At 54.9% G+C, this 22,020-nt stretch carries 21 protein-coding genes and 4 tRNA genes; 16 read left to right on the top strand and 9 right to left on the bottom strand.

Going from position 1 to position 22,020, the window contains the following annotated elements; translation table 11 throughout:
• Nucleotides 1-74: 74 nt before the first annotated feature.
• Nucleotides 75-1,523, bottom strand: a complete 1,449-nt coding sequence (locus CQ011_RS10650) for an NCS2 family permease (RefSeq protein WP_105677715.1) — start codon at nt 1,521-1,523, stop codon at nt 75-77.
• Nucleotides 1,524-1,693: 170 nt separating this feature from the next.
• On the opposite strand from CQ011_RS10650, the gene CQ011_RS10655 reads away from it, so the two are divergent.
• Nucleotides 1,694-2,662 (top strand): universal stress protein, encoded by a 969-nt coding sequence (locus CQ011_RS10655; protein WP_096256478.1) that lies wholly within the window; start codon nt 1,694-1,696, stop codon nt 2,660-2,662.
• A 148-nt stretch (nt 2,663-2,810) separates the two neighbouring features.
• On the opposite strand, the gene CQ011_RS10660 is transcribed toward CQ011_RS10655, so the two are convergent.
• The gene (locus CQ011_RS10660) at nt 2,811-4,571 is read right to left on the bottom strand and encodes a C40 family peptidase (RefSeq protein WP_105677716.1); all 1,761 of its coding nucleotides are present in this window, start codon (nt 4,569-4,571) and stop codon (nt 2,811-2,813) included.
• A 774-nt stretch (nt 4,572-5,345) separates the two neighbouring features.
• The gene (locus CQ011_RS10665; protein ID WP_105677717.1) at nt 5,346-5,717 is read right to left on the bottom strand and encodes a metallopeptidase family protein; all 372 of its coding nucleotides are present in this window, start codon (nt 5,715-5,717) and stop codon (nt 5,346-5,348) included.
• A 134-nt stretch (nt 5,718-5,851) separates the two neighbouring features.
• On the opposite strand from CQ011_RS10665, the gene CQ011_RS10670 reads away from it, so the two are divergent.
• The 4 genes from CQ011_RS10670 to CQ011_RS10685 all read left to right on the top strand — a co-directional run bounded on the left by CQ011_RS10670 (nt 5,852) and on the right by CQ011_RS10685 (nt 6,312).
• Nucleotides 5,852-5,924 (top strand) — tRNA-Glu (locus tag CQ011_RS10670).
• A gap of 56 nt (nt 5,925-5,980) precedes the next feature.
• A tRNA-Asp gene (locus CQ011_RS10675) sits at nt 5,981-6,054 on the top strand.
• A 49-nt stretch (nt 6,055-6,103) separates the two neighbouring features.
• A tRNA-Phe gene (locus CQ011_RS10680) sits at nt 6,104-6,176 on the top strand.
• A gap of 59 nt (nt 6,177-6,235) precedes the next feature.
• A tRNA-Asp gene (locus CQ011_RS10685) sits at nt 6,236-6,312 on the top strand.
• A gap of 89 nt (nt 6,313-6,401) precedes the next feature.
• Here CQ011_RS10685 and CQ011_RS10690 read toward each other — a convergent pair.
• Nucleotides 6,402-7,256, bottom strand: a complete 855-nt coding sequence (locus CQ011_RS10690) for a DUF8083 family protein (RefSeq protein ID WP_105677718.1) — start codon at nt 7,254-7,256, stop codon at nt 6,402-6,404.
• Between the two features lie 2 nt (nt 7,257-7,258).
• Nucleotides 7,259-8,059 (bottom strand): exodeoxyribonuclease III, encoded by an 801-nt coding sequence (locus tag CQ011_RS10695; protein WP_105677719.1) that lies wholly within the window; start codon nt 8,057-8,059, stop codon nt 7,259-7,261.
• Nucleotides 8,060-8,164: 105 nt separating this feature from the next.
• Between CQ011_RS10695 and CQ011_RS10700 the strand changes: the two genes are divergently transcribed.
• Complete coding sequence (locus tag CQ011_RS10700) at nt 8,165-9,217, top strand: 3-hydroxyisobutyryl-CoA hydrolase (RefSeq protein ID WP_105678030.1); 1,053 nt, start codon at nt 8,165-8,167, stop codon at nt 9,215-9,217.
• Nucleotides 9,214-10,110, top strand: a complete 897-nt coding sequence (gene mmsB, locus CQ011_RS10705) for a 3-hydroxyisobutyrate dehydrogenase (protein WP_105677720.1) — start codon at nt 9,214-9,216, stop codon at nt 10,108-10,110. The genes CQ011_RS10700 and mmsB overlap by 4 nt, the downstream gene beginning before the upstream one ends.
• Here mmsB and CQ011_RS10710 read toward each other — a convergent pair.
• Nucleotides 10,105-10,608, bottom strand: a complete 504-nt coding sequence (locus tag CQ011_RS10710; protein ID WP_105678031.1) for a MarR family winged helix-turn-helix transcriptional regulator — start codon at nt 10,606-10,608, stop codon at nt 10,105-10,107. The genes mmsB and CQ011_RS10710 overlap by 6 nt on opposite strands.
• A gap of 71 nt (nt 10,609-10,679) precedes the next feature.
• Here CQ011_RS10710 and CQ011_RS10715 point away from each other — a divergent pair, with 71 nt between their 5' ends.
• The 4 genes from CQ011_RS10715 (at nt 10,680) to CQ011_RS10730 (ending at nt 12,876) form a co-directional block, all read left to right on the top strand.
• The gene (locus tag CQ011_RS10715) at nt 10,680-11,822 is read left to right on the top strand and encodes an acyl-CoA dehydrogenase family protein (protein WP_105677721.1); all 1,143 of its coding nucleotides are present in this window, start codon (nt 10,680-10,682) and stop codon (nt 11,820-11,822) included.
• Between the two features lie 126 nt (nt 11,823-11,948).
• Nucleotides 11,949-12,146: a hypothetical protein gene (locus CQ011_RS10720; protein WP_105677722.1), complete on the top strand. Its 198-nt coding sequence runs from the start codon at nt 11,949-11,951 to the stop codon at nt 12,144-12,146.
• The gene (locus CQ011_RS10725; RefSeq protein ID WP_105677723.1) at nt 12,143-12,580 is read left to right on the top strand and encodes a hypothetical protein; all 438 of its coding nucleotides are present in this window, start codon (nt 12,143-12,145) and stop codon (nt 12,578-12,580) included. Before CQ011_RS10720 ends, CQ011_RS10725 begins: the two co-directional genes overlap by 4 nt.
• Complete coding sequence (locus CQ011_RS10730; protein WP_105677724.1) at nt 12,577-12,876, top strand: winged helix-turn-helix domain-containing protein; 300 nt, start codon at nt 12,577-12,579, stop codon at nt 12,874-12,876. Before CQ011_RS10725 ends, CQ011_RS10730 begins: the two co-directional genes overlap by 4 nt.
• Nucleotides 12,877-12,880: 4 nt before the next feature.
• Here CQ011_RS10730 and nadE read toward each other — a convergent pair whose 3' ends face one another.
• Both nadE and CQ011_RS10740 read right to left on the bottom strand, forming a co-directional pair.
• Nucleotides 12,881-13,705: an NAD(+) synthase gene (gene nadE / locus CQ011_RS10735; RefSeq protein WP_105677725.1), complete on the bottom strand. Its 825-nt coding sequence runs from the start codon at nt 13,703-13,705 to the stop codon at nt 12,881-12,883.
• A 94-nt stretch (nt 13,706-13,799) separates the two neighbouring features.
• Nucleotides 13,800-14,234 carry a MarR family winged helix-turn-helix transcriptional regulator gene (locus CQ011_RS10740; protein WP_096256467.1) on the bottom strand — a complete coding sequence of 145 codons (435 nt, stop codon included), beginning with the start codon at nt 14,232-14,234 and terminating at the stop codon, nt 13,800-13,802.
• 246 nt (nt 14,235-14,480) lie between these two features.
• Between CQ011_RS10740 and pyrE the strand changes: the two genes are divergently transcribed.
• Entirely contained in the window at nt 14,481-15,038 is a 558-nt protein-coding gene (gene pyrE / locus CQ011_RS10745) for an orotate phosphoribosyltransferase (RefSeq protein WP_170947861.1), read from the top strand.
• Between the two features lie 70 nt (nt 15,039-15,108).
• Here the strand turns inward: pyrE and CQ011_RS10750 are convergent, their stop codons facing one another.
• Nucleotides 15,109-16,101, bottom strand: a complete 993-nt coding sequence (locus CQ011_RS10750) for a LacI family DNA-binding transcriptional regulator (protein WP_105677726.1) — start codon at nt 16,099-16,101, stop codon at nt 15,109-15,111.
• A gap of 283 nt (nt 16,102-16,384) precedes the next feature.
• Between CQ011_RS10750 and CQ011_RS10755 the strand changes: the two genes are divergently transcribed.
• Genes CQ011_RS10755 through CQ011_RS10770 form a run of 4 tightly spaced genes read left to right on the top strand, consistent with a single transcriptional unit; the run spans nt 16,385 to nt 21,982 of the window.
• Nucleotides 16,385-17,686: an extracellular solute-binding protein gene (locus CQ011_RS10755; RefSeq protein WP_105677727.1), complete on the top strand. Its 1,302-nt coding sequence runs from the start codon at nt 16,385-16,387 to the stop codon at nt 17,684-17,686.
• A 6-nt stretch (nt 17,687-17,692) separates the two neighbouring features.
• Complete coding sequence (locus CQ011_RS10760) at nt 17,693-18,733, top strand: carbohydrate ABC transporter permease (protein ID WP_105677728.1); 1,041 nt, start codon at nt 17,693-17,695, stop codon at nt 18,731-18,733.
• Entirely contained in the window at nt 18,730-19,602 is an 873-nt protein-coding gene (locus CQ011_RS10765; RefSeq protein WP_105677729.1) for a carbohydrate ABC transporter permease, read from the top strand. The genes CQ011_RS10760 and CQ011_RS10765 overlap by 4 nt, the downstream gene beginning before the upstream one ends.
• Nucleotides 19,603-19,651: 49 nt before the next feature.
• Complete coding sequence (locus CQ011_RS10770; protein ID WP_105677730.1) at nt 19,652-21,982, top strand: glycoside hydrolase family 3 N-terminal domain-containing protein; 2,331 nt, start codon at nt 19,652-19,654, stop codon at nt 21,980-21,982.
• Nucleotides 21,983-22,020 lie beyond the last annotated feature (38 nt).

Genomic DNA, 22,020 nt, shown 5'->3' on the forward strand with positions numbered 1-22,020 from the left:
AAGAACATGCTTTGGGCAAAGAAAAATCGGCTCGGCTCGTGGAAACGAGCCGAGCCGATGAGTCGTACTTTTACTTACATGCCGATGGCATTCTCGATCAGTCCGATACCAAAGAAGAGCACGAAGGCTGCCGCGACAGCCCACATCAATGGGTGGATCTCCTTCGCACGTCCCTGCGCTGTGCGGATGAAGACGTACGAGATGAAGCCCGCTCCAATGCCGTTGGCAATAGAGAAGGTGAATGGCATCAGGATGAAGGTGAGGAACGCTGGAAGTGCAATGCCCCAGTCGCTCCAGTCAATCTTGGAGACCTGCGAAACCATCATGAAGCCTACGACTACCAGCGCCGGTGCGACCGCTTCAAAAGGAACAAGGTGGATCAACGGGGTCAGGAACATCGCCACGATAAGTAGCAGACCGGTCACCACGGAGGCTAGACCGGTACGTGCACCTTCGCCGATACCGGCGCCGGACTCCACGAAGATCTGCGCCGAAGAGCTCGAGGTACCGCCACCGACGATGGCGCCTGCGGCGTCAACAAGCAGAACCTTGTCGACGTTCGGGATGTTGCCGTCCTTGTCCATTACGCCAGCCTCGGAAGCTAGACCCACCATGGTGCCCATGGCGTCGAAGAAAATCGATAGTAGGATCACGAAGGCCAATAATGAAGCGGCGGTGAAGCCCAACTTATCGAAGGCACCAAAGAGATGAACCTGACCGATGAGACTCAGATCCGGCAGGGTCCAGCTTGGAAGTGAAGGAACAACCAGTGACCAGCTGTTCGTCTCCTGGTCGCCAACGTTGAAGACCGCTTCAAAAATATTCGCTAGTGCTGCGGCGGCAACAATCCCGATGAGGATGGCACCTTTAACCTTGCGAACTACCAGTGCCATGGTCAACAGCAAACCAACGACGAAGACTACGATTGGCCAGCCCATGAGCTTGCCATCAAAGCCTAGACCCACCGGTACGGTGGTGTTTGCGGCATCTGGGATGCGCTGAACGAAGCCCGCATTGACCAGACCGATGAGTGCGATAAACATACCGATGCCGACCACGATGGCGGTCTTTAGTCCCGCAGGAACGGCGCGGAATACTGCCGTTCTAAAGCCGGTGAGGACCAGCAAGAACATGACGATACCGGCAACTACCACCAGGCCCATGACATCTGCCCAGGTAAGTTCCGGATTTGTTGTCACCGTGATCGCTACGAAGGCGTTGACGCCCAGTCCGGTAGCCATGGCGAATGGGTGCCTGGCCCAGATGCCCATCAGGATGGTCAGGATGCCAGCAACGAAGGCGGTCACCGCGGCTACGCGTTGGATCCCGAGTTCACCACCGGAAGAGTCGACGCCGGAAAGCACCAGCGGGTTGAGTACAACAATGTAGCTCATCGCGAAGAAGGTGGCGATGCCGCCTCGAACTTCGGTAGCAAAAGTTGAGCGGCGTTCCGAAATTTTGAAATATCGATCAACGCGCGCCGGGAAGGATGTCTCGGTCACAGTTTTGGTGGGGGAGGGCATAGTAAAAATTCTATGACGTTTTGGGCATGGAATCATACTGATCTCACAGCTGAGTAGGCTTAGCGTGAAATCATTAGACCCAACTCACACTGTGAGACAAGATTGGAAGTACATTGGTTGTAAGAGGGGTCACACCCAATGCCATCACAGGTCAATGAGGAGCGAGTCTGATGAGTGACGAAGCACCAGTCGGAACTGAAAAAATCGAAGGTATTGTCGTCGGTGCCGACGGGTCCCAGCAAAGCAAGTGCGCTTTGCGGTGGGCCGAACGCGAAGCGGTTCGCCGGGGCAGCGTGTTAAATATCGTATCCGCCTACACAATTCCAGTTTTTGCTGCCTCGTCCATGGACGCAGGCTATTCAACTTTGGATGATGATTTAATCCGTGGAGGCGCCGAGGACATCGTGCGTCAGGCACGCGCAGAGCTTGAAGGTAGCGAAGCTACGATCCGCACCTATATTGAGTCTGGAGACCCGTCCGGTGTTCTGCTGGACCTCAGTGCAGATGCCGAACTGGTAGTAGTTGGAACGCGTGGCCGTGGCGGTTTCGTGGGCCGGCTATTGGGGTCGGTTTCGTCCGCATTGCCAGCGCACGCCAAGTGCCCAACGGTTGTTGTGCCGTTGTCTATGGCTAAAGAGCAGGAACAGGCTCAGGAAGACGCTCCGGAACGTCAGACAATTGTTGTTGGTGTTGACGGATCGGAACGAGCCAGGTCTGCCGTACTAGCCGCAGCCGATGCGGCGCAAGCACGAAACCTCAAACTTCGTGTGGTTTGCGCTGTTTCTCCGGTCTCCGCAGCGTTGGCCTGGATGCCAGCCACCGTTGATCAAGAAGCGGTACTTGAAGATGTCCGCTACCAAATGGACGTGGGCGAGCGTTGGATTAAGTCGCACTATCCGAATGTTGAAGTGGAAACTGATGTGATTTCAGGACCTCCGGTGGAGGTATTGATCCGCGAATCTGAGCATGCGGTACTTACCGTCACGGGCTCGCGTGGTCGAGGTGGCTTCGCCGGTATGTTGCTTGGCTCTACCAGCCAAGGAGTATTGCACCATTCAAAGGGGCCGGTCATGGTGGTACCAGACAGTGATGACCCTCGTTTGGCTGACCGAAAGAATTTCGACACTAACGCCGAATAAAAACCTTGTTGGCCCGGAAAGAGAAATCTTTCCGGGCCAACTTCTTGCCATGGATCAATAGCTCGTTGGCTAGTTGACTAGCAACGGACAAGAAAAATGCTTCCGCAGTCAGCAGACTACGGAAGCATTTTTTCGGAGGTGAGCGGGCTTAGTAGCGTGCTGCCTTCGAATGTAGGTTGTTGACCCAGCTCAGCGGGGTCGTCGAGATACCGGCACCTGGGTTACGAGCGTGAACTACTTGGCCGTTACCGATGTAGATAGCTACGTGGTAGAACGAAGCTCCACCATTGGAGGACGAGAACACCAAGTCACCCGGGCGTAGCTCGCTCAACGAGACATACTGCGGAGCACTCGCGTACTGCTGGCTAGAAGTACGTGGAAGGTTGATGCCAGATTGGGCGAAAGCCTTCTTGGAGAAGCTGGAGCAGTCAAAAACATTTGGTCCGTTGGCGCCGAAGACATAACCCTTGCTCGGATCAGCAGCGGTTTTCAAAGCCCATGAGATCGCAGCAGAATAGTTGCTGTTATTGCTCTCCTGTTTAGGCTCTTCCTTCTTCACCTCAGGTTCAGGCTTTGGCTTCGGAGTAACCTTAGGCTTTTCAGGAGCCTTTGGCTGAACCTTCTTAGGTTTTGGCTTCGGAGCTTCGATAACCTTTGGCTTTTCAGGAGCCTGTGGCATGACCTTTGGCTTCTCGGTTTCCTTAGGCTTTGGTTTAGCCTTTGGCTTCTGAGTTTCCTTTGGAGCCTGGGTTTCCTTTGGCTTTTCGGTTTCCTTTGGAGCCTGAGTTTCCTTCGGCTTCTCGGTTTCCTTTGGAGCCTGAGTTTCCTTAGGCTTTTCAGTTTCCTTTGGAGCCTGAGTTTCCTTAGGCTTTTCAGTTTCCTTTGGAGCCTCGGTTTCCTTTGGCTTCTCAGTTTCCTTCGGCTCGTTCTTCTCGAGCTCGATCACCTTTGGAGTTAAAGTTCTTAGCTTTGAGTTGTCGCCATCTTCGGAATCAAGAGATTCGAATTCCTGGGGAGTTTCTACAGCAAGTGGTTGCGCAGTGGCCAAGTCATCTTTCGAGACCGGCTCATCGGCCTGCGGAGTCTCGATGACTTCCTTCAGGGCCGCTTCCTGAGCTTTTTCTTCTTGCTCGGCGATCTGCTTACGAACTACTGCTTCTTCTTTTTCCTTGAGGACCGAAAGATGACCAATAAGTTCGTCGCGAAGTTCCTTCTGAGGAGTGATCGACGATTCGTAGGTGTTCAGAGTGGAGGTAGCGGTAGTCGCAGCCTCGTCATAGTTCGCTGCAGCAGCCTTAGCGGCCTTCTGAGCGGTGTCTGCGTACTCTTCCCAAGCAGTGACGAGGGCTTCGGCTTCAGAGGCCGTGTTGACCGTCTGGGAGCGATTCTCGCTCAAGGCGCTCATGGTGGCGGCCTTGTAGAAGATGTCGTTTGATTCATCATCCTGTAGCAGGATGCCAATGCTGGAGTTGCTGGCACCGTTGCGGTACATATCCGAAGCGATAGCGCCGAGGTCATTGCGACTCTGGGCTAGGTACTGCTTCGCATATTTGACCTGCTCAACTGCTTTGTCAGCCTCGGCTGAACGCAAATCGCGTTCCTGCCCGGCAGTCAGCAACGATTCCTGTGCTTCTAGAGCGGCGGTCTCAACACGCTGTAGATCAGCACGGCTTGAAGCAAGCGATGCTTCGAGGCGGGCGATCATGTTGTTAGTGGCGTTCTTGTCCGACTTGGCAGCCGCTACCTCTGCCGCTGAGGGCAAAGAGGTGTTTGACGGTGCAGCGGCGACCGAAATAGCCGTGGGAAACTTTGCCGACGGTGCGGCAGATGCCGGGACGGCGCCAGCAAGACATGAGACTGCTAGGGCCAGGGTGCACGCGGCAACGCCGAGCGAGTGGCGGTTCGCCATATCGTTCCTCACTAGATTCAGGTGATGACAGTTGGGAAAAGGACCAATCGTAATTTTTCGAGATCGAAATGTTGCAATTTGGTCAAGGTCCCAAATAGCACACTAGGCCAAAAAAGAGGTGCTTGGCAACACTAGTCACACCAGTCACAAGAATTACATCGATGGGATTTCTGCCCCTAATTTCGGAGTGATATGGGCGAAGGTGGCATAAAAGGTATGGTTTTAGGGTTTTTGGCGGGAAGTAAAAGTCCTATAAGTGCCAAGCTTGATGACGTTTGATTCGTTATCTTGACTGTGCGCCAACGCAAAAATGTTGGAACTGGGTCCACGTTCGTTACTTTGTCGCGCGACTAAGCAAGATGAGGGCTGAAATGCGCTGTTATTGCGTCCTTATGTAGGTATAGGCAGGCTAAAACGTTCTTGGCTTAGGAAAGTGCCAATTGAGCGTGTTTGGCCATGATGCTCAGCGCGCCCAACGGCTAAAGGTGATGGAACCAGAAAGTAATGATCACTGAGCGGGAAGTCGGCTTCGTCAGGGCGAAGCTTTGCCCGTCGCGGACTAAGCATGTGCATGCAGCGCATCCATGGTGCGATTCGCTTCAGTCGCAGATAAATAAAATACCGGCATGCCGGCCCTGAAACACCGACAGAGGTCGGTTTTCCACCCCGCGGCGCCGAGGTCAACAATATGAGAAACGCTGGCAAGACAAATTTTGCACTATTTTGAGCAAAATTCGTGACGCACATCTCAATATAAGTTTTTACGAAATTTTGCTATCCCCAGCCCAAATCGTGCAATTTATCGTCGTCGATTCCGAAGTGGTGCGCCACCTCATGCATGACTGTAACGCGCACTTCACGGATGACATCTTCTCGTGTTTCACAGGCTCTTAGAGTCGGGTTTTTGAAAATTGTAATCCGGTCTGGCAGGGCGCCTGATGCCCAATCGAGATCACGTTCAGTGAGCGCAACACCCTCGTATAAGCCCAGAATCTCGGTGTTTTTTGGTTCTCCAGGGAGTGGCTCGTATTCGTCTTCGATAAAGAAAATGACGTTGTCCATCATGTCGATAGCGCTCTGCGGAATGCTGTCGACAGCCGACTGGACTAGGTCGTCAAACTCGTCGTCACTCATCTCCAAATTCATATTTCAACCCTACTGTTCAGCGTCGCTTTGAGCTTGAAAAAATTGCCCCGAAGGCCGATTTTGCAAAAGGTAAAAAGGCCACGTATAGTTGTTGAAGTCCGCTACGGAGACGCAAGAAACCGAAGCAGATATAGGCCCCCATCGTCTAGCGGCCTAGGACACTGCCCTTTCACGGCAGCGGCACGGGTTCGAATCCCGTTGGGGGTACAAACAACCAACTTGTTGGTTGTCAGATGAAGAAATTCATTGGCTTGCGAAAGCAAGGCCCTGTAGCGCAGTTGGTTAGCGCGCCGCCCTGTCACGGCGGAGGTCGCGGGTTCAAGTCCCGTCAGGGTCGCTCGGTTTATTGTTTAGGCAATAAATCTGGTGTCCACTTAGTGGTACCAGGCTCTGTAGCTCAGTTGGTAGAGCGTTCGACTGAAAATCGAAAGGTCACCGGATCGACGCCGGTCGGAGCCACGTAGCCCTCGGTTTACCGAGGGCTTTACTATGTGATTTGAAAGTTTTTCAAAATGCATGGCCCTGTAGCGCAGTTGGTTAGCGCGCCGCCCTGTCACGGCGGAGGTCGCGGGTTCAAGTCCCGTCAGGGTCGCCAACAAAAAAGCTCCGGTTTTCCGGAGCTTTTTACTTTAAAGATCTTCTCTACCTGCCAAGGTTGGAGTTGCAGTGTTGGGCCTCGAGCTTTTAGTTAGCCCGCCCCAAGTGACGAGGGCCTAGCCAGCGATTAGTCAGCCGGCGGTAAGCGGCTGCAGCAGTGGAGAAGTCACCATCCTCGATGGCCTGGATTCCGTGCATCAAATCATTGGCCGACTCATCTGGCCACACAATTTCAGCAAGTAATCCATAATCTAGCTCGATGACTGAACGTCTATCGAAGGATTCTAGCCAGCTTCCTAGAGCCCCTAGCTCTTCAAATAGCGGAGCCTGCGGAGCATAGGTCACTAGTGTCTGAACTGCCCAGGCAAGGCGTTCTACGGCCTGCTCAAAAGGTACGATGAGGCGCACCGTCATGAGGCGGTCATCTTGATGGATCTGCTCGAACTCATCATCTTCGCGGAAGAGCGCAAACCAGCTCAACGGGATTCCCCACGTTGAAGTGCGGGTATGTAAATGCGTCAGGTCTGCTGCAAGTTGCTCTGGAGTCACTCGCTCGGCATTGGCGCTGCGCGCCGCCGGCGGTACAAGAAGATCGAAGACTTCGGACCGGATCGCTTCCTCGGCTTGTTCTGCTGCTAAAAGGCTACGCGCCTTTAGCTGCCCAGGGCAGTAGCGAGTGTGCTCGTTGCCCTCATAATCAAGAACCTTTAGCGAGCGGAAGTGCTCAATCTCGTTATGCGGGAACGGGTCTGAGACGTCTCGTAACGTGCGCTCCCAGAGGTTCTGATTTTCGTAATTATCCCAATGACTCGCACTGCGTTGTCCATTGCGAAGAATAATTGATTGGGCCCAATCTTCGAAGGTATCCAAGGGCTCATAGACGCGCAGATGTGCGGTGGCGGCTGTAAGTTCTTCGAGGGGCCCAATCAATTTTTTTGTCATTGTTAGTCGTTCAACTCCACAATGACTGGTGCGTGGTCACTGGCACCCTTACCCTTACGTTCTTCGCGGTCGATAGTTGCGCCCACTACGCGCTCAGTCAGCGCGGGAGAGGTCAGTGCAAAGTCGATACGCATGCCCTCACCCTTCGGGAAGCGCAGCTGCGTGTAATCCCAGTAGGTGTATTCACCTTCGGTATACGGTCGCACGACATCTGAAAAACCAGCATTTTCAAAAGCAGTGAAAGCTGCTCGCTCGGGGGCGGAGACGTGGGTTAGCTGGTTGTCTAAGAAAAATTGGATGTCCCAGACATCTTCATCCTTCGGTGCGATATTCCAGTCACCGAGCAATGCGATTTGAGCTTTCGGGTCGGCATCGAGCCATTGAGTGGAATTTTCCTTCAGGCCTTCGAGCCAGTTGAGCTTATAGCCCATATGTTCGTCGTCTAAAGCGCGTCCATTGGGTACGTACAAGCTCCAAACGCGGACCCCTCCGCAAGTGGCGGCGATGGCTCGCGGCTCCTGGATTGGATCTTTCCCACCTTTACCAAACTCGGGCTGGTTGGGAAATGTGCGTTGCACGTCGTCAAGTCCCACGCGGGAGGCAATGGCTACGCCATTCCACTGGTTGACGCCAAAATGCGCCACCTCGTAATCGTTATTCTCGAAAAGTTCCCAAGGGAAGTTATCGTCTTTACATTTCGTTTCCTGAATTGCCAGGACATCAACGTCGGATCGGCGCAGCCAGTCTTCGACGCGGTCAGCCCGGGCGCGCAGGGAGTTCACATTCCAGGTTGCAATCTTCACTAGTTCAACCTATCAAGTTTGCTGTCATGCGCCACTTCAATTTACTTGGAAGTCCGAGTATATTCGAGATTGAACTGTGACAGCGATCACCGAGGGGTGGGTATTTTGACCGACATTCTGACCGAACGCCGGGGACATTTGGGACTCATCACTCTGAACCGGCCAGCCGCGCTTAACGCACTGACCACACAGATGTGCCGGGAGATGCTTCATGCGTTGCTTGCGTGGCGTGAAGACCCTCAGGTGCGCCATGTGGCGATCACCGGGGCAGGGGAACGAGGATTGTGTGCCGGTGGAGACATCGTGGCCATTTACCGCGATATTTTGAACCGCGACGGGTCCACCGAAGAGTTCTGGCGTATTGAATATCAGCTCAACGTACTCATAGATGAGTATCCCAAGCCATTTGTGGCGCTGATGGACGGGATTGTGCTCGGTGGGGGCATCGGAGTATCGGCTCACGGTAGTCACCGCATCGTGACCGAAACAAGTCGTTGCGGTATGCCTGAGGTGGGAATCGGATTTTTCCCCGATGTCGGAGGCACCCACCTGCTTGCTCAGGGTGACAAGGCCGCAGGGCGTCTTGCAGCGCTGACGGGATTGAAATTTCAGGCCGCGGATACGATAGCTCTTGGCCTGGCCGACACCTATGTACCCCAAGAAAATTTGGCCCAGCTCTTGACGGAGCTAGAGGCCGCAGAAGTCGAGGAAGTTATTGCTCGATATAAGTCCGAGCCAGAACCAGGCATGCTCGATGGTCAGTGGGTAATGGCCTTCGCCGAGCCGAGCATCCCCGGAATTCTCGCGGCGCTAAATGCGAGCGATCAGTCGCAAAGCCAAATTGCGGCCAAGGCGCTTCGTGCTGCCTGTCCGAGCTCGGTTCGGCTCGTTGATCAGCTGTTATCTAGTGCCGGAGATGACCTGCGCGAAGACCTGCGCCGAGAATTTAGGGCAGCCGTCAACCGCCTGGATGATCCTGACTTCGCCGAAGGAATCCGCGCGGCGGTTATCGATAAGGACCGCAACCCACAGTGGCGTGAGCAGGTGGGGAATCTGACTTCGGCGCAGCGCACGGCTCGCCACTTTGCCCCGTTACCGGGAGCAGAACTGAATTTTGCACTGTTGGAGCAGGGGATACGAGAGAAGAGCGGAAAATGAACGAGAAGCCAGTCATTGGATTTCTAGGTCTAGGCCATATGGGCCTACCTATGGCGATCAATTTGCATCGCGCAGGCTATCGATTAAAAGCTTTTGATGTTGTCCCGGCCGCGCTTGAGGCAGCCCAAGCTGCTGGCATAGATACCGTGTCGACTGGCGCCGATGCCGCGCAGGACGTAGATATAGTGCTCACCATGTTCCCTACGGGTCAGCATGTATTAGATGCTTACCGGGGGTACCTGCTGGATACGGCCAAGGATAATACGCTGTTCTTGGAATGCTCCACCATCGACGTAGCCCAAGCCCGGGAAGCGGCGCAGCTCGCGGTGGACGCCGGTCACCGCAGTGCAGATGCACCGGTATCCGGGGGAGTTGTTGGCGCTGAAGCGGGAAGTCTGACTTTCATGCTTGGTGCGGATCAGTCAGATTTGGCGCAGATTAACCCGGTGCTTGAAGTAATGGGCAAAAAAATCGTGCACTGCGGCGGGCATGGAGCAGGTCAAGCTGCCAAGGTCTGCAACAACATGCTCTTAGGGATTTCCATGATCGGCGCCGCGGAGGCCTTTGTCCTAGGTGAGCGCTTGGGGCTGGAGCATCAAGCCTTGTATGACGTGATCTCCTCGGCCTCGGGGCAATGCTGGGCAGTAACTACCAACTGCCCGGTACCGGGGCCAGTCCCCACATCGCCGGCTAATCGTGACTATCAGCCAGGGTTTGCCGCAGCCTTGATGGCCAAGGATCTTGGGTTAGCATCCAGCGCTTTAGATAATACTCAGACCGATGCCAAACTCGGGAGCCTCGCGGCGGCCCTCTACCGAAAATTCAGTGACGAGGGCAATGCTGGCACGGATTTCTCGGGTGTTATCAATGCGATCCGCGACGGGTCATTATAGAAAATCACCGGAGGCGCGACGGAAGCGCGAGAGAATTTCGAAAAGTTCCGTCGCGTCTTTAGGGGCCAAGTTGCTTTGGGCGAAGAGCATCTTGTTAAGGTCCTCCCGTGCTGCGTTGAGCACTTCTAAGCCTTGAGGGTTTAGCTCTAAAAGCCGGGTTCGCCCATCGGTGGGATGTGCAATGCGTTGCACTAAGCCGGTGGCTTCAAGGCGATCTACGGAATTGGTCAGGCTAGTTGCATGAACCTGAAGTAGTTCGCTGGCGCGACTCATGGGAAGCGAACCACGCTTGGAAAACCCAAGCAAGGCAAGAACCTCAAAGCGCGCAAAGGTGAGCCCATGCGGTTTGAGGATCGCATCGGCTCGCTGCAAATAGATCGACGCGGTGCGCATTACCGCGGTGATCGCCGCCATGGCATCGGCTTCGGAAGCCCAACCATGGGAAACCCACTGTTCTCGGGCGTCGGCAATCGGGTCGCGTGGCAACGGAGAATTCAACATTTACCCCCTGAAGAAGTCTTAGTCCAACAATATACTTGGACTTCCAAGGGTTTGGAAGGAGAAAACTGATGGACCTATTGGGTGTGGCACACCAACTACACGAGGCCGATCAAAAACGACTAGATCAGGTGCGTGAATTCCTACAGGAACATATTCGCCGGCAGTCGATTGAATTCTGGAATCGCGAGGAATTTCCTGCAGAACTTGTTCAAGGGTTAGCAGGTCAAGGGCTAGCCGGGCTCCAGCTCGACGGCTCCTCGCATCTCTTTCGCGGGCTGCTTCATGCGGAAATCGCACGTGCAGACGTTTCACTGTCGTCGATTGTTGGTATTCATAACGAGCTGGTGGTGGGCATGATCGACGCTCTCGGATCTGCCGAACAACGTGAACTCTGGCTCCCGAAACTTACCAAATTTCAAGCTTTTGGCGCCTTCGCCTTGACTGAGCCTGACCATGGCTCGGATATCGCCGGTGGCATTCACACCACGGTGACCCGTGAAGGTGAGGAGTATGTGCTCAACGGCGCCAAGCGTTGGATCGGCATGGGAACTCTTGCCGATTTCGCGTTAATCTGGGCAAAATGCCCTGACGGTGGTGCGGTTGGGGCATTTCTCGTAGAGAGTGACCGTCCCGGTTATAGCGCTACAAAAATTGAGAACAAGATTGGCCTGCGCATTATGCAGAATGCCGACATTGTCATGGATAACGTACGGGTTCCTTTAGAAAACAAGCTTCCTGGTGCTGTCGACTTCGCCTCGGCTAACGCCTTGCTAATGCAATCCCGTGCATGGGTCGGGTGGCAAGCGGTCGGAGCGATGTTAGCAACTTTAGATATTTGTACCGCCTACGCGAAGGAACGTCAGCAATTCGGGCAACCCATTGCTGCTTTTCAACTGGTGCAAGAACCTTTGGCCGAGATAGCGGGTAACGCTACCGCTTGCCTGTCGATGATGGTGGATGTTGCGCGCAAGCAAGAACGCGGTGAGCTAGAAATGGTTGATGCCGCGTTGGCGAAGTCGACTGCTACGCGGCTGGCTCGACGGTCGGCTTCCCTGGGGCGGGCATTGCTGGGCGGCAACGGCGTTGTGACCGACTATGAGATGGCTAAAGTCTTCTGCGATGTTGAAATTATCCATACCTACGAAGGAACTTACGAGATCAATTCACTGATTGTCGGGCGAGCGTTGACCGGGGTGAGCGCCTTCGTCTAACTCATAAATGTGGTGCTGGCTTGGCTAGCTGGTGGGGCTTCAAAAAGATTTTCGTGAAAGTACTTTCCAATATGGAAAGTACTTGTTAGTCTTAGTGCACAAGCCCCACCAACAACGGAGAAGACAATGTTTGTTTCGAAGAAATTTTGGTTCGTCGCACTCTGGTCCGTCATGACCCTCGGATGCCTGTTCATGGCAGTGTCCGGAATGGCCACTGAAGCTCCGGCGTTGGTTGTTGCGGGAATGTCAGGGTTCGCAGCCATTGGCGCTTCAATTAGCGCCTACGTTCAGCAGCAGAAGAAAAATCGTAAGGCTCTGGCATGAACCGCGAACCAGAACTCAGCGCGGCGGAACAACTAGCCGCTTTTGAAAATGCGCAACGTGAGATGACCCCGGTGGCCAAACGAGGTGCCAAGCAATTAGGAATGCTTTGTGTATCCCTTGGGCTAGTGCTCGGCGTGCTGCACGGGTTGCTTCATGTGTATCACCCGGAACGTAGCCTGACCGCATTTTTTATCCTTGTCGGAGCGGCCATACTGGCAATCTTCGCTTTGAGCTTTGGCTATCTCAAGGTCCGTAGTGTGCTTCCTCGCGGAATGAGTAAGGCATACTTGCTAAGCCTATTTGCCAGCCTCGGTATTTACGCAGTGACGCTTAGCCTGATCACCACGCCGATGGCGCCGCTTCTGGTCGTATTGCTCGGACTGGCGGTGGCGCTGCCGTTGCTTCTCGGTGGTGTTTGGATGATGAAACGATGAGCGAGCACCCACGCACCCAGATGAACGATGACTTCACTAACCCTGTGCGCTTGTCCTTGATGGCTGCACTGCAGGGAGTAGAAGAAATCGATTTTAAGACTCTGCGGGAGACTCTCGGAGTCTCCGACTCGGTCCTTTCCCGGCATATCACGGGCCTTGAAGAAAAAAATTACCTCAAAGTCCGCAAAGGTTTTGTCGGTAAACGCCCGCGCACTTGGGTTAAACTTTCTGCGCACGGGCGTTCCAGCCTCACCGAGCATATTCAGGCGTTGCGAGCTATCACCAGCGGACTGTAATCGGCTAAGACTGCCACCAGGTATCGCGGTAGGTAGCTGGAACGGCGCGTTTGTGGCGCGAACCCAAGAAGCGGGACTCGATCACTTCGGCCACCGCGGAATCTACCTCCCGACCTTCAAGGTAGTCGTCAATATTGGCGTACGTCAGCCCGAGCTCGTCTTCATCACTACGTAAAGGTTGCCCATCTAATAGGTCAGCCGTTGGCTCCTTAGCCCAGAGCAATTCGGGAGCGTCCAACTGACGCAACAATGCCTGATTCTGACGTTTGTTTAGCCCGGCTAGCGGCAGCAAGTCTGCTCCACCATCACCAAATTTAGTGAAAAATCCGGTCACGGATTCGGCGGCATGGTCGGTTCCGAGCACCAAGAAGCGGCGGTCGCCGGCTAAGGCATACTGGACAATCATGCGCATCCGGGCCTTGGCGTTACCCCGATTGAAATCGGTCAGGCGAGGGTGCCCGGCATCGTCTAATGCCGCATCCAAGGCACTGACCGGCTTTTCGATGTTGACTTCAAATTCTTCATCCGCGGCGACAAAAGCCATAGCTTTCATCGCATCGTCGGCATCGCTTTGCACCCCATGAGGCAACCGAACCGCAATAAAGCGTGCTTCTCCACCGGCCTCACGAATTTCCTGGACGGCTAATTGCGCCAAGCGACCAGCCAGGGTGGAATCGATTCCCCCAGAAATACCCAGTACGAAGCCACTGGCTCCCGTCGCGGCTAGATAGTCCTTCAGGAATCCCACGCGGCGGGTGATCTCCTGTGTAGGAATGATTTCAGGCATGACGCCTAGTTCTTCAATGATCTCTGCTTGCAGTTCACGCATGCCTACCATCCTAGGCAAGAGAACAAGGAGCTTGGGCTTTTAACCGGAGTCGGAACAGAAAGTTAATCTGTATTCAACATTTGGCGATTCACCATTAATCGGTTTCGGCGTCGCTCCAGCCAAAGTTCCGCGCCATCTGCTCCAGCGAGCTCACGGTCGTGGCATATTCCTCTTCGGTTAGTCCTTCACCGAACTGTGAGCGGATCCGGTCCACTAGTTCGCTGAGCTTCACCAGTGAAACGTGACCGCGTTCGGTAATTGTGTATTCACCGTCTAGGTGTGAAATCCAGCCGGATTCAACCAATTCTGCCAAATGCTCGGTGACGTTTTGAGGCTCATCCGGCGAGGCAAAAAACGGAGAAAGGCCAGAAATAAGTTTGGCTTCAGACGCCGGGTTTTGCTCCAACAGGTTTAACACCTGCCACTGTCGGCGGGTGACGCCGTGTTCTTCTAAGGTCGCTGCAAACTGCTCGTCAATCAGCGAATCTACCAATTTCAACCAGAAACCCAAGGGGCGAGTCGCGTTCATGATCCCACCTTATCCGGGAGTTCCCGCTGGGGCTAGGGGCTATTTTTACTCAGTTACGCCAACTCAATTACGGTTCACCGAAATCAGCCTGTGTCTAGGTCTGGCGTTAGAAAAAGCGCCGAGATGACTCAGCTATGCCGCGATGACCCATCACGCGGGGACGGCTGCGGATAGTGTGCTGGAGGAAGCGTCACATGGGATGTCGATTGCGACGCCCGGCATGCGCAGGCGACTAGAATTATGTCCATGAGCGAAACCAGCGCCCGTGAGCGACTAAAAGAACTGATCCAAGAACTTGCCATCGTACGTGGCAAGGTGACTCTGTCTTCCGGGAAGGAAGCGGACTACTACATCGATCTGCGTCGGGTCTCCTTGCAACAGGAAGCTTCCGGGCTGATTGGCGAGGTGATGTTAGACCTGCTCGACGAGGCAAAGCTTGAATTCACCAACGTCGGTGGCTTGACCATGGGAGCGGATCCGGTAGGAACCGCCATCATGCATACCGCACGCAATCAGGGACGTAAACTAGACGCGTTCGTGGTGCGCAAGGCACAGAAGTCCTACGGCATGGGCCGTCAGGTTGAAGGTCCCAGCGTTGATGGTCAGGACGTGATTGTGCTGGAAGATACTTCAACCACCGGCGGATCCGCATTGACCGCCGTTGAGGGTGTACGCAAGGCCGGCGGAAACGTCATTGCCGTCGCGGTAATCGTTGACCGTGATACCGGAGCGAAAGAACGTATCGAAGCCGAAGCTGGCGTGCCTTACCTGTTCGCCTATGGGAAGACCGAGTTGGGGCTCTAGAGCCTACTAATCATCTGGCCTCGTCCAAAGCTCACCAGCTTAGGACGAGGCCAGACGTTTAATATCGAGTTTAGGGTTGTGGCGCAGTGGCCGTCGACTCGCGTGGGATCAGGGATGCGGGCATCTGCGCGGGTTGCGTGACTTCTTCGCCGGCCAACATGCTCAACAGTAGGGTCACCGCGGTGGCTCCCATCTCATGCATAGGCTGTCGTACCGTGCTCAGTGTGGGCTTTGATTGGGCTGCCTCGGGAATGTCGTCAAAACCGATGACCGATAAATCATTGGGAACATTTAGTCCCAGGCTTTTGGCCGTTTCAATAGCCGAAAGTGCCGAGAGGTCATTGGCGGCAAAGATTGCGGTGGGCGGTTGCGGAAGCGTCAATAAATCGGTGGCGGCTATTGCCGCCAGATCTCGTTGATAGTCGCCGTCATGGACCAGTTGTGGGTCATAGGATATTCCTGCATCCTGTAGTGCTTGGCGGTATCCGGACTCGCGCAAGTGTGCAGACTTAAGATCTGAACGTCCCTTGATATGACCAATGCGCCGGTGTCCCAGGGAGATCAGATGCTCGGTCGCAGTTTTGGCTCCGCCGAAGTTATCTACATCGATGGCCGCCGGACCACTCGTGCCGGCGTGCGGGTCAATAGCGATCACCGGAACTGAACTATGTGGGATCTCGACGGTGGGGGTGACGATAATGGCGCCGTCGATGAGGGTCCCGCCGAGTCGGGACAGGGAGCGGTGTTCCCAGCCGGCTCGGCCGCCCGGAGCGAGGTTGCCAGCGTAGGCCATGAGGTCGTACTGGGTGCCGCGAAGTGTTGCCGAAATTCCGTTGAGCAATTCCAATGCGAAGGGCTCAAATTCGGCGACCAAGATCCCGATGATGTTGGTTCGACTGCTGCGCAAAGACGAAGCAACAAGAGAAGTTTCATAGCCCAGCTCGGCAATGACCTGCAGGACCCGCTCCATGGTGCTCGGTGCTACGCCATAACGTGCGTTGACTACTTTAGACACGGTGGAGACAGACACCCCGGCCGCCTGCGCAACATCATTGATGGTCACGCGGTTCGTTGTACTTTGAGACAGGGCAGAGCCAGGCGATTGTTCAGGGATGCCGGAGACTTCAGCCGATGGGGTTATCACTCGGCCTACGCTACCTCACGCTAAGGCGCGATTCCCACTAGGAAACTCGGTCTGGAGTTATAAAAACTTATATTTCGACATCGTTTTCGAAAACGTTATCGAAAACGATTGACATGACTTGCGTCACGGTGACATTCTTGGGTGAGCCAGACCGTCCGACACCGCATGGAGCGGGTCGCCCAACACACTTGAGGAGTCCACTATGGAGCTTGGAAAAAGAGGATTAGGAATTCTTGCGTTGCTCGCCAGCACCGCACTGTTGGCCAGCGGTTGTTCGGGCGGAGGAGGAACCAACGACGCCGCTGCTGCCGGCGAAGACAAGACCATCACCTGGTGGCACAACTCCAATAATGGTGAAGGCAAGGCTTACTACGAGAAGGTAGCCGACGATTTCGAAGCCGCCCATGAGGGAGTAACCGTCGAGGTCAGCGCGATGCAGCACGAAGACATGCTCACCAAGCTCGATGCGGCATTCCAAAGTGGTGATGCTCCGGACGTCTACATGGAACGCGGCGGTGGTGAGCTGGCGGGCCACGTTGAAGCAGGCCTAACCCGTGACCTCAGCGAGCTGGCCACGGACGAGATTTCCATGATTGGTGGAAACATTGCCGGCTGGCAGGTCGACGGGAAAACCTACGCGCTGCCATACTCGGTGGGCCTGGCCGGATTCTGGTACAACAAGGCACTGTTCAAAGAAGCGGGCATTTCTAACCCACCACAGACCATGGATGAATGGATGGACGCGGTCAAAAAGCTGAAAGCAGCGGGAATTGATCCGGTATCGGTCGGTGCGGGAGATAAGTGGCCGGCCGCCCACTACTGGTACTACTCGGTACTTCGTGAATGCTCCCAAGACGTACTCAACGCCTCGGTCAAGAACCTGGAATTTGATGACCAGTGCTTCGTCAAGGCCGGCGAAGATGTCAAAAAAGTCATTGATGCCGAGCCATTTAATCCCGGATTCCTTTCCACTCCGGCACAGTCCGGCCCAACCTCAGCCTCAGGCCTGCTAGCTACCGAACGAGTAGCCATGGAATTGGCGGGCCACTGGGAACCGGGCATTATGCAGGGACTCACCGAAGACGGTAAAGGTCTGGGCGATGACACCGGATGGTTCCCATTCCCAACAATTGACGGCGGTGCCGGAGCGCAGGATGCACAGCTCGGCGGCGGCGACGCATGGGGTGTTTCGCAAGACGCTCCGGACGAAGCAGTCGACTTCGTCAAGTACCTGCTCTCCGACAGCGTGCAGCAAGGCTTCGCGAAGCTAGACATGGGACTGCCTACTAACCCGGCGGCCAATGACTCCGTGGCAGATCCGGCCCTCGCCTCGCTGCTCAAGGCCCGCGATGAATCCCCATACGTTCAGCTGTACTTCGACACCGCTTTCGGCGCCTCCATTGGTGGAGCGATGAATGACGAAATCGCGTTGCTCTTTGCCGGACAGTCCTCACCAGCAGACATCGTCGCTAAGAGCCAAGACGCCGCAAATATGGAGAAGTGATTCTCGGTGACAGAAGGGGTCAAAGTCGTTTCTGCCACCGTACCGGCCAGGCAGGGCACGGCTGCCGAAGCTCGGCCGCGGAACACCGCGGCCGAGCGTGGGAGCCGATCGCCAAAACGAAAACTACGCGCGCCGGCGGATAAACGAAAAAACCTGGAGATCCTGTTCTTCGTCACTCCAGCGTTGTTGCTCATCGCGATGTTTATGTTGGTGCCGATCATTCAAGCGGTGCGGTTCTCCGTCTACAACTGGAAAGGATTCGGACCGCTTGTAGACTTCGTCGGCCTGCAGAACTACGTCAGGGTGCTACAAAACGAGGTCTTCACCGACGCTTTAGTGCATAACCTGGTCATCATTGCCGGATCGATCATCATCCAGCTGCCGCTGGGGTTGGCGATCGCGTTGTTACTCAACCGCAAGATGAAGATTCAAGGGTTGCTGCGCACCATCATCTTCGTACCTTACGTATTGTCCGAAGTGATCGCCGGCGTCGTATGGTTCCAGCTCTTGCAGCCACAGTACGGGTTGATCGATACCGTATTGGCCAAACTCGGCATTCAGGGTCCTGCGCAAGGTTGGCTAGGTACGCCAGATTTGGCGCTGTGGACCGTGCTCATCGTGTTGACCTGGAAATACCTAGGTCTCGCGGTGATTCTGTTCCTTGCTGGACTGCAAGGGGTTCCTGATGAACTCTATGAGGCTGCGCAAATTGATGGAGCCTCATGGTGGCAAATCCAACGCAAGATCACCATCCCATTGCTGGGGCCAACCCTGCGCACCTGGGGTTTCCTCTCGATGGTCGGTTCCTTGCAGCTCTTTGACATGGTCTGGATTCTTACCGGCGGCGGGCCCGCAAACTCCACGACAACGATGGCCACATTCCTCGTATCTGAGGGAACCAAACGACAGAACTTCGGCGTCGCTTCGGCTGCATCGGTGATCTTGTTTATCGTTGCGCTGATTCTCGCCGTCTCTTATCAGCAGTTCATCCTCAAACGCGATACTCAGCCCGATACTTCGCGTAAGCGAAAGAAGGTGCGTCGATGAGCACTGCAGCAACCTCAATAAAACCCGCCATGAAGACCAAAAAATCTCAGGGTAAATATGGTGGAAACGTACTTGTGTACGCGCTTTCCCTAGCAGTGGTAGCACTTACTTTAGGGCCGGTGCTTTATGGGGTACTTGGTGGGTTTCGTACGAATGCGCAGCTAGCCCAAGCGCCCGCGGCACTACCGGAACCATGGGTACTGAGCAATTACACCGGGGTACTAAACAACCCAGAATTCTGGCGGTATGCCCTGAACTCTACGATGATCGCGGTGCTCACCACGGTGATTGTGGTGGTTTTTGGAATCATGGCGGCCTACCCATTGGCGCGGTACCAGTTCAGGCTCCGCGAACCGATCTTCATGGTCTTCGTGCTGGGCCTGCTCTTTCCCGCCACGGTGGCAATCGTTCCGTTATTTATCCTGATCTCCCGAGATTTGAATCTAGGCAATACCTGGTGGGGCGTCGCGTTGCCGCAGGCAGCGTTCGCACTACCGATGACGGTAGTCATCCTGCGTCCCTTCTTGATGGCGTTGCCTCAAGAGCTAGAAGAAGCGGCCCAGCTGGATGGAACCAGTCGCATCGGTTTTTTCTGGCGCATCTTATTGCCGCTATCTGGCCCGGGCATGGTCACCGTAGGCGTACTTGCCTTCGTGGGCTCATGGAATGCCTACCTGCTCCCGCTGTTGCTACTCCAAGGTGAGATGCGCACCCTTCCGTTGGGCGTCGCAGACTTCTCGACCGAGCACTCTGCAGATACCGCAGGAGTCTTTGCCTTCACCACCTTGGCCATGATCCCCGCGCTGATTTTCTTCCTCGCCATGCAGCGCCGCATTGTCAGCGGCCTGCAAGGAGCCGTCAAAGGCTAAGGCCTCGCGGAAACACTTTTCGGGCTAATGCCCAGTACTAAGGACCAAAATGAACATCGCAGAAAGCACGTGGCGTAACGCTGCACTGTCCATCGCAGAACGAGTCGACGCGCTGATGGGCGAAATGACCATCGAAGAAAAAGTGAGCCAACTTGGTTCCTATTGGATTCGCCCCCAAGAAGACAACGACTCTGGCGAGGGAAACGTTGCACCCATGGAAGACACCTTCGTTGATGGGGTGAGTTTCACCGAAGAAATTCAGGATGGTCTGGGACAGATCACTAGGGCCTTCGGATCATTTCCAGTGACCCCGGCAGAAGGACGCGACAAGCTGGCACAGATGCAGCGCGAGGTGACCGCAGCCAACCGCTTCGGTATTCCAGCTTTAGCGCATGAAGAATGCCTGACCGGGTTCACCACCATGGCGGCAACCTGCTACCCAGCGTCGATCGCTTGGGGTGCAAGCTTTGACCCGGCTCTAGTGAATAAGATGGCACAACTTATTGGCCAAGATATGAAAAAAATGGGTGTTCACCTCGGACTGTCTCCGGTCTTAGACGTGGTCAGGGACTACCGATGGGGCCGCGTGGAGGAAACCATGGGCGAGGACCCACACCTGGTCGCCGAGTTGGGAACTGCCTATGTGCGGGGGCTACAGTCTGGTGGTGTCCATGCGACGTTGAAACATTTTGCCGGATACGCAGCATCTAAAGCAGGGCGTAATCACGCGCCGGTTTCCATGGGAATACGTGAACAAGAAGACGTTGTCTTTCCACCCTTCGAACGAGCCATCCGCGAAGGAAAAGTTCATTCGGTGATGAATTCCTACTCGGATCTTGATGGCGAAGCTCCGGCAGCGAGCCATCGCTTATTAACGCAGATCCTGCGCGAACGGTGGGGTTTTGAAGGTACTGTCGTTTCCGATTACTGGTCGGTCAGCTTCTTGCAGGGAATGCATCAGGTTGCCGAAACCTTGAATGATGCCGGAATTATTTCGCTTTCTGCCGGGATGGATGTGGAACTTCCCGAAACCAACGCCTTCCGTAATCTGGGTCGCGCAGTTGCCGAAGGAAAACTAGAGCCAGGCATCCTTGATGAAGCGGTACGTCGAGTACTCACACAGAAAGCTCAGCTGGGACTCTTGGATTCCGAGTGGTCCCCCGAAGGCCAGTGGGCTGGGTCCGACGTCGACTTGGACTCTTCTGAGAACCGGGCCCACGCACGAAAAATGGCTGAAGAGTCCATCGTGCTCTTGAAAAACGAGGGAGTTCTTCCCTTGAAAAACCACGCATCGGTAGCCGTCATTGGACCATCGGCCAGCCAACCGCGCACTCATCTAGGCTGTTATTCCTTTACGAATCACGTGCATTCACGGTATGCGGCAGATGATGATCATGGAATTGCGATGCAATCTATCCTCGAAGCGCTCCGTAGCGAACCGAACCTCAACGATAGCCGCTTCACCTATGAGCGTGGCGTCGATTTTACGCATCCAGATGTTAGCGGCATCGACGCCGCGGTAGAAGCAGCCCGTGCTGCAGACATTGCGGTAGTGACCGTGGGAGATCTGGCGGGACTCTTTGGCAGGGGCACTTCCGGCGAAGGTTGTGACGTGGTGGATCTAGCTCTCCCGGGCAAACAAGTCGAGCTAGTTGAAGCGGTACTTGCCACCGGAACACCAACGGTACTGGTGCTGGTAACTGGCCGACCCTATTCCTTAGGACAGTTCGAGTCTCAGGTGAAGGCTATCGTGCAGGCATTTATGCCAGGTGTTGAAGGCGGACCGGCTCTCGCATCGGTACTCAGTGGCGCGGTTAACCCGTCGGGGAAACTGCCGGTGCAGATACCGGACCACCTCGGTGGCCAGCCTGGAACATATCTCACCGGACAGCTCGGCTGGAATAACGACGGCGTATCGAACCTCGATCCGCGGCCACTCTACCCATTTGGGCATGGAAGTTCATACACGAACTTTGAGCTCAAAGATCTGGAATTATCAACCACCGAGATTTCCTCGGATGCAGCGGTTCTCATCAGCGCAACGGTCTCAAACAGTGGTGACCGAGATGGTGCTGAAGTAGTGCAACTTTATCTTGATGACAAGGTGTCACAAGTAGTGCGCCCACGGCTCTGGCTCGCTGGCTTCGCCAAGGTCCGGTTGGCTGCCGGGGAATCGAAGCGGGTGGAATTTGAACTACACGCGGACCGTACTTCCTTCACCGGAGTATCCGGACAGCGTGTGGTGGAACCAGGAGTGTTTGGCGTGCGCGTGGGGTCCAGCAGTGAGGACCTGCCACTGGCCGCAGAATTCCGAATTATTGGGCCTTTGCGAGAGGTCCCCGAAGGTCGAGTGATGGATACCCCGGTCACGGTGAAATAAGAATACTTCCTTGTGACCATCCAAATATGAAGGCCACG

The sequence above is a fragment of the Arthrobacter sp. MYb213 genome, assembly GCF_002979915.1.
Classification (GTDB): domain Bacteria; phylum Actinomycetota; class Actinomycetes; order Actinomycetales; family Micrococcaceae; genus Glutamicibacter.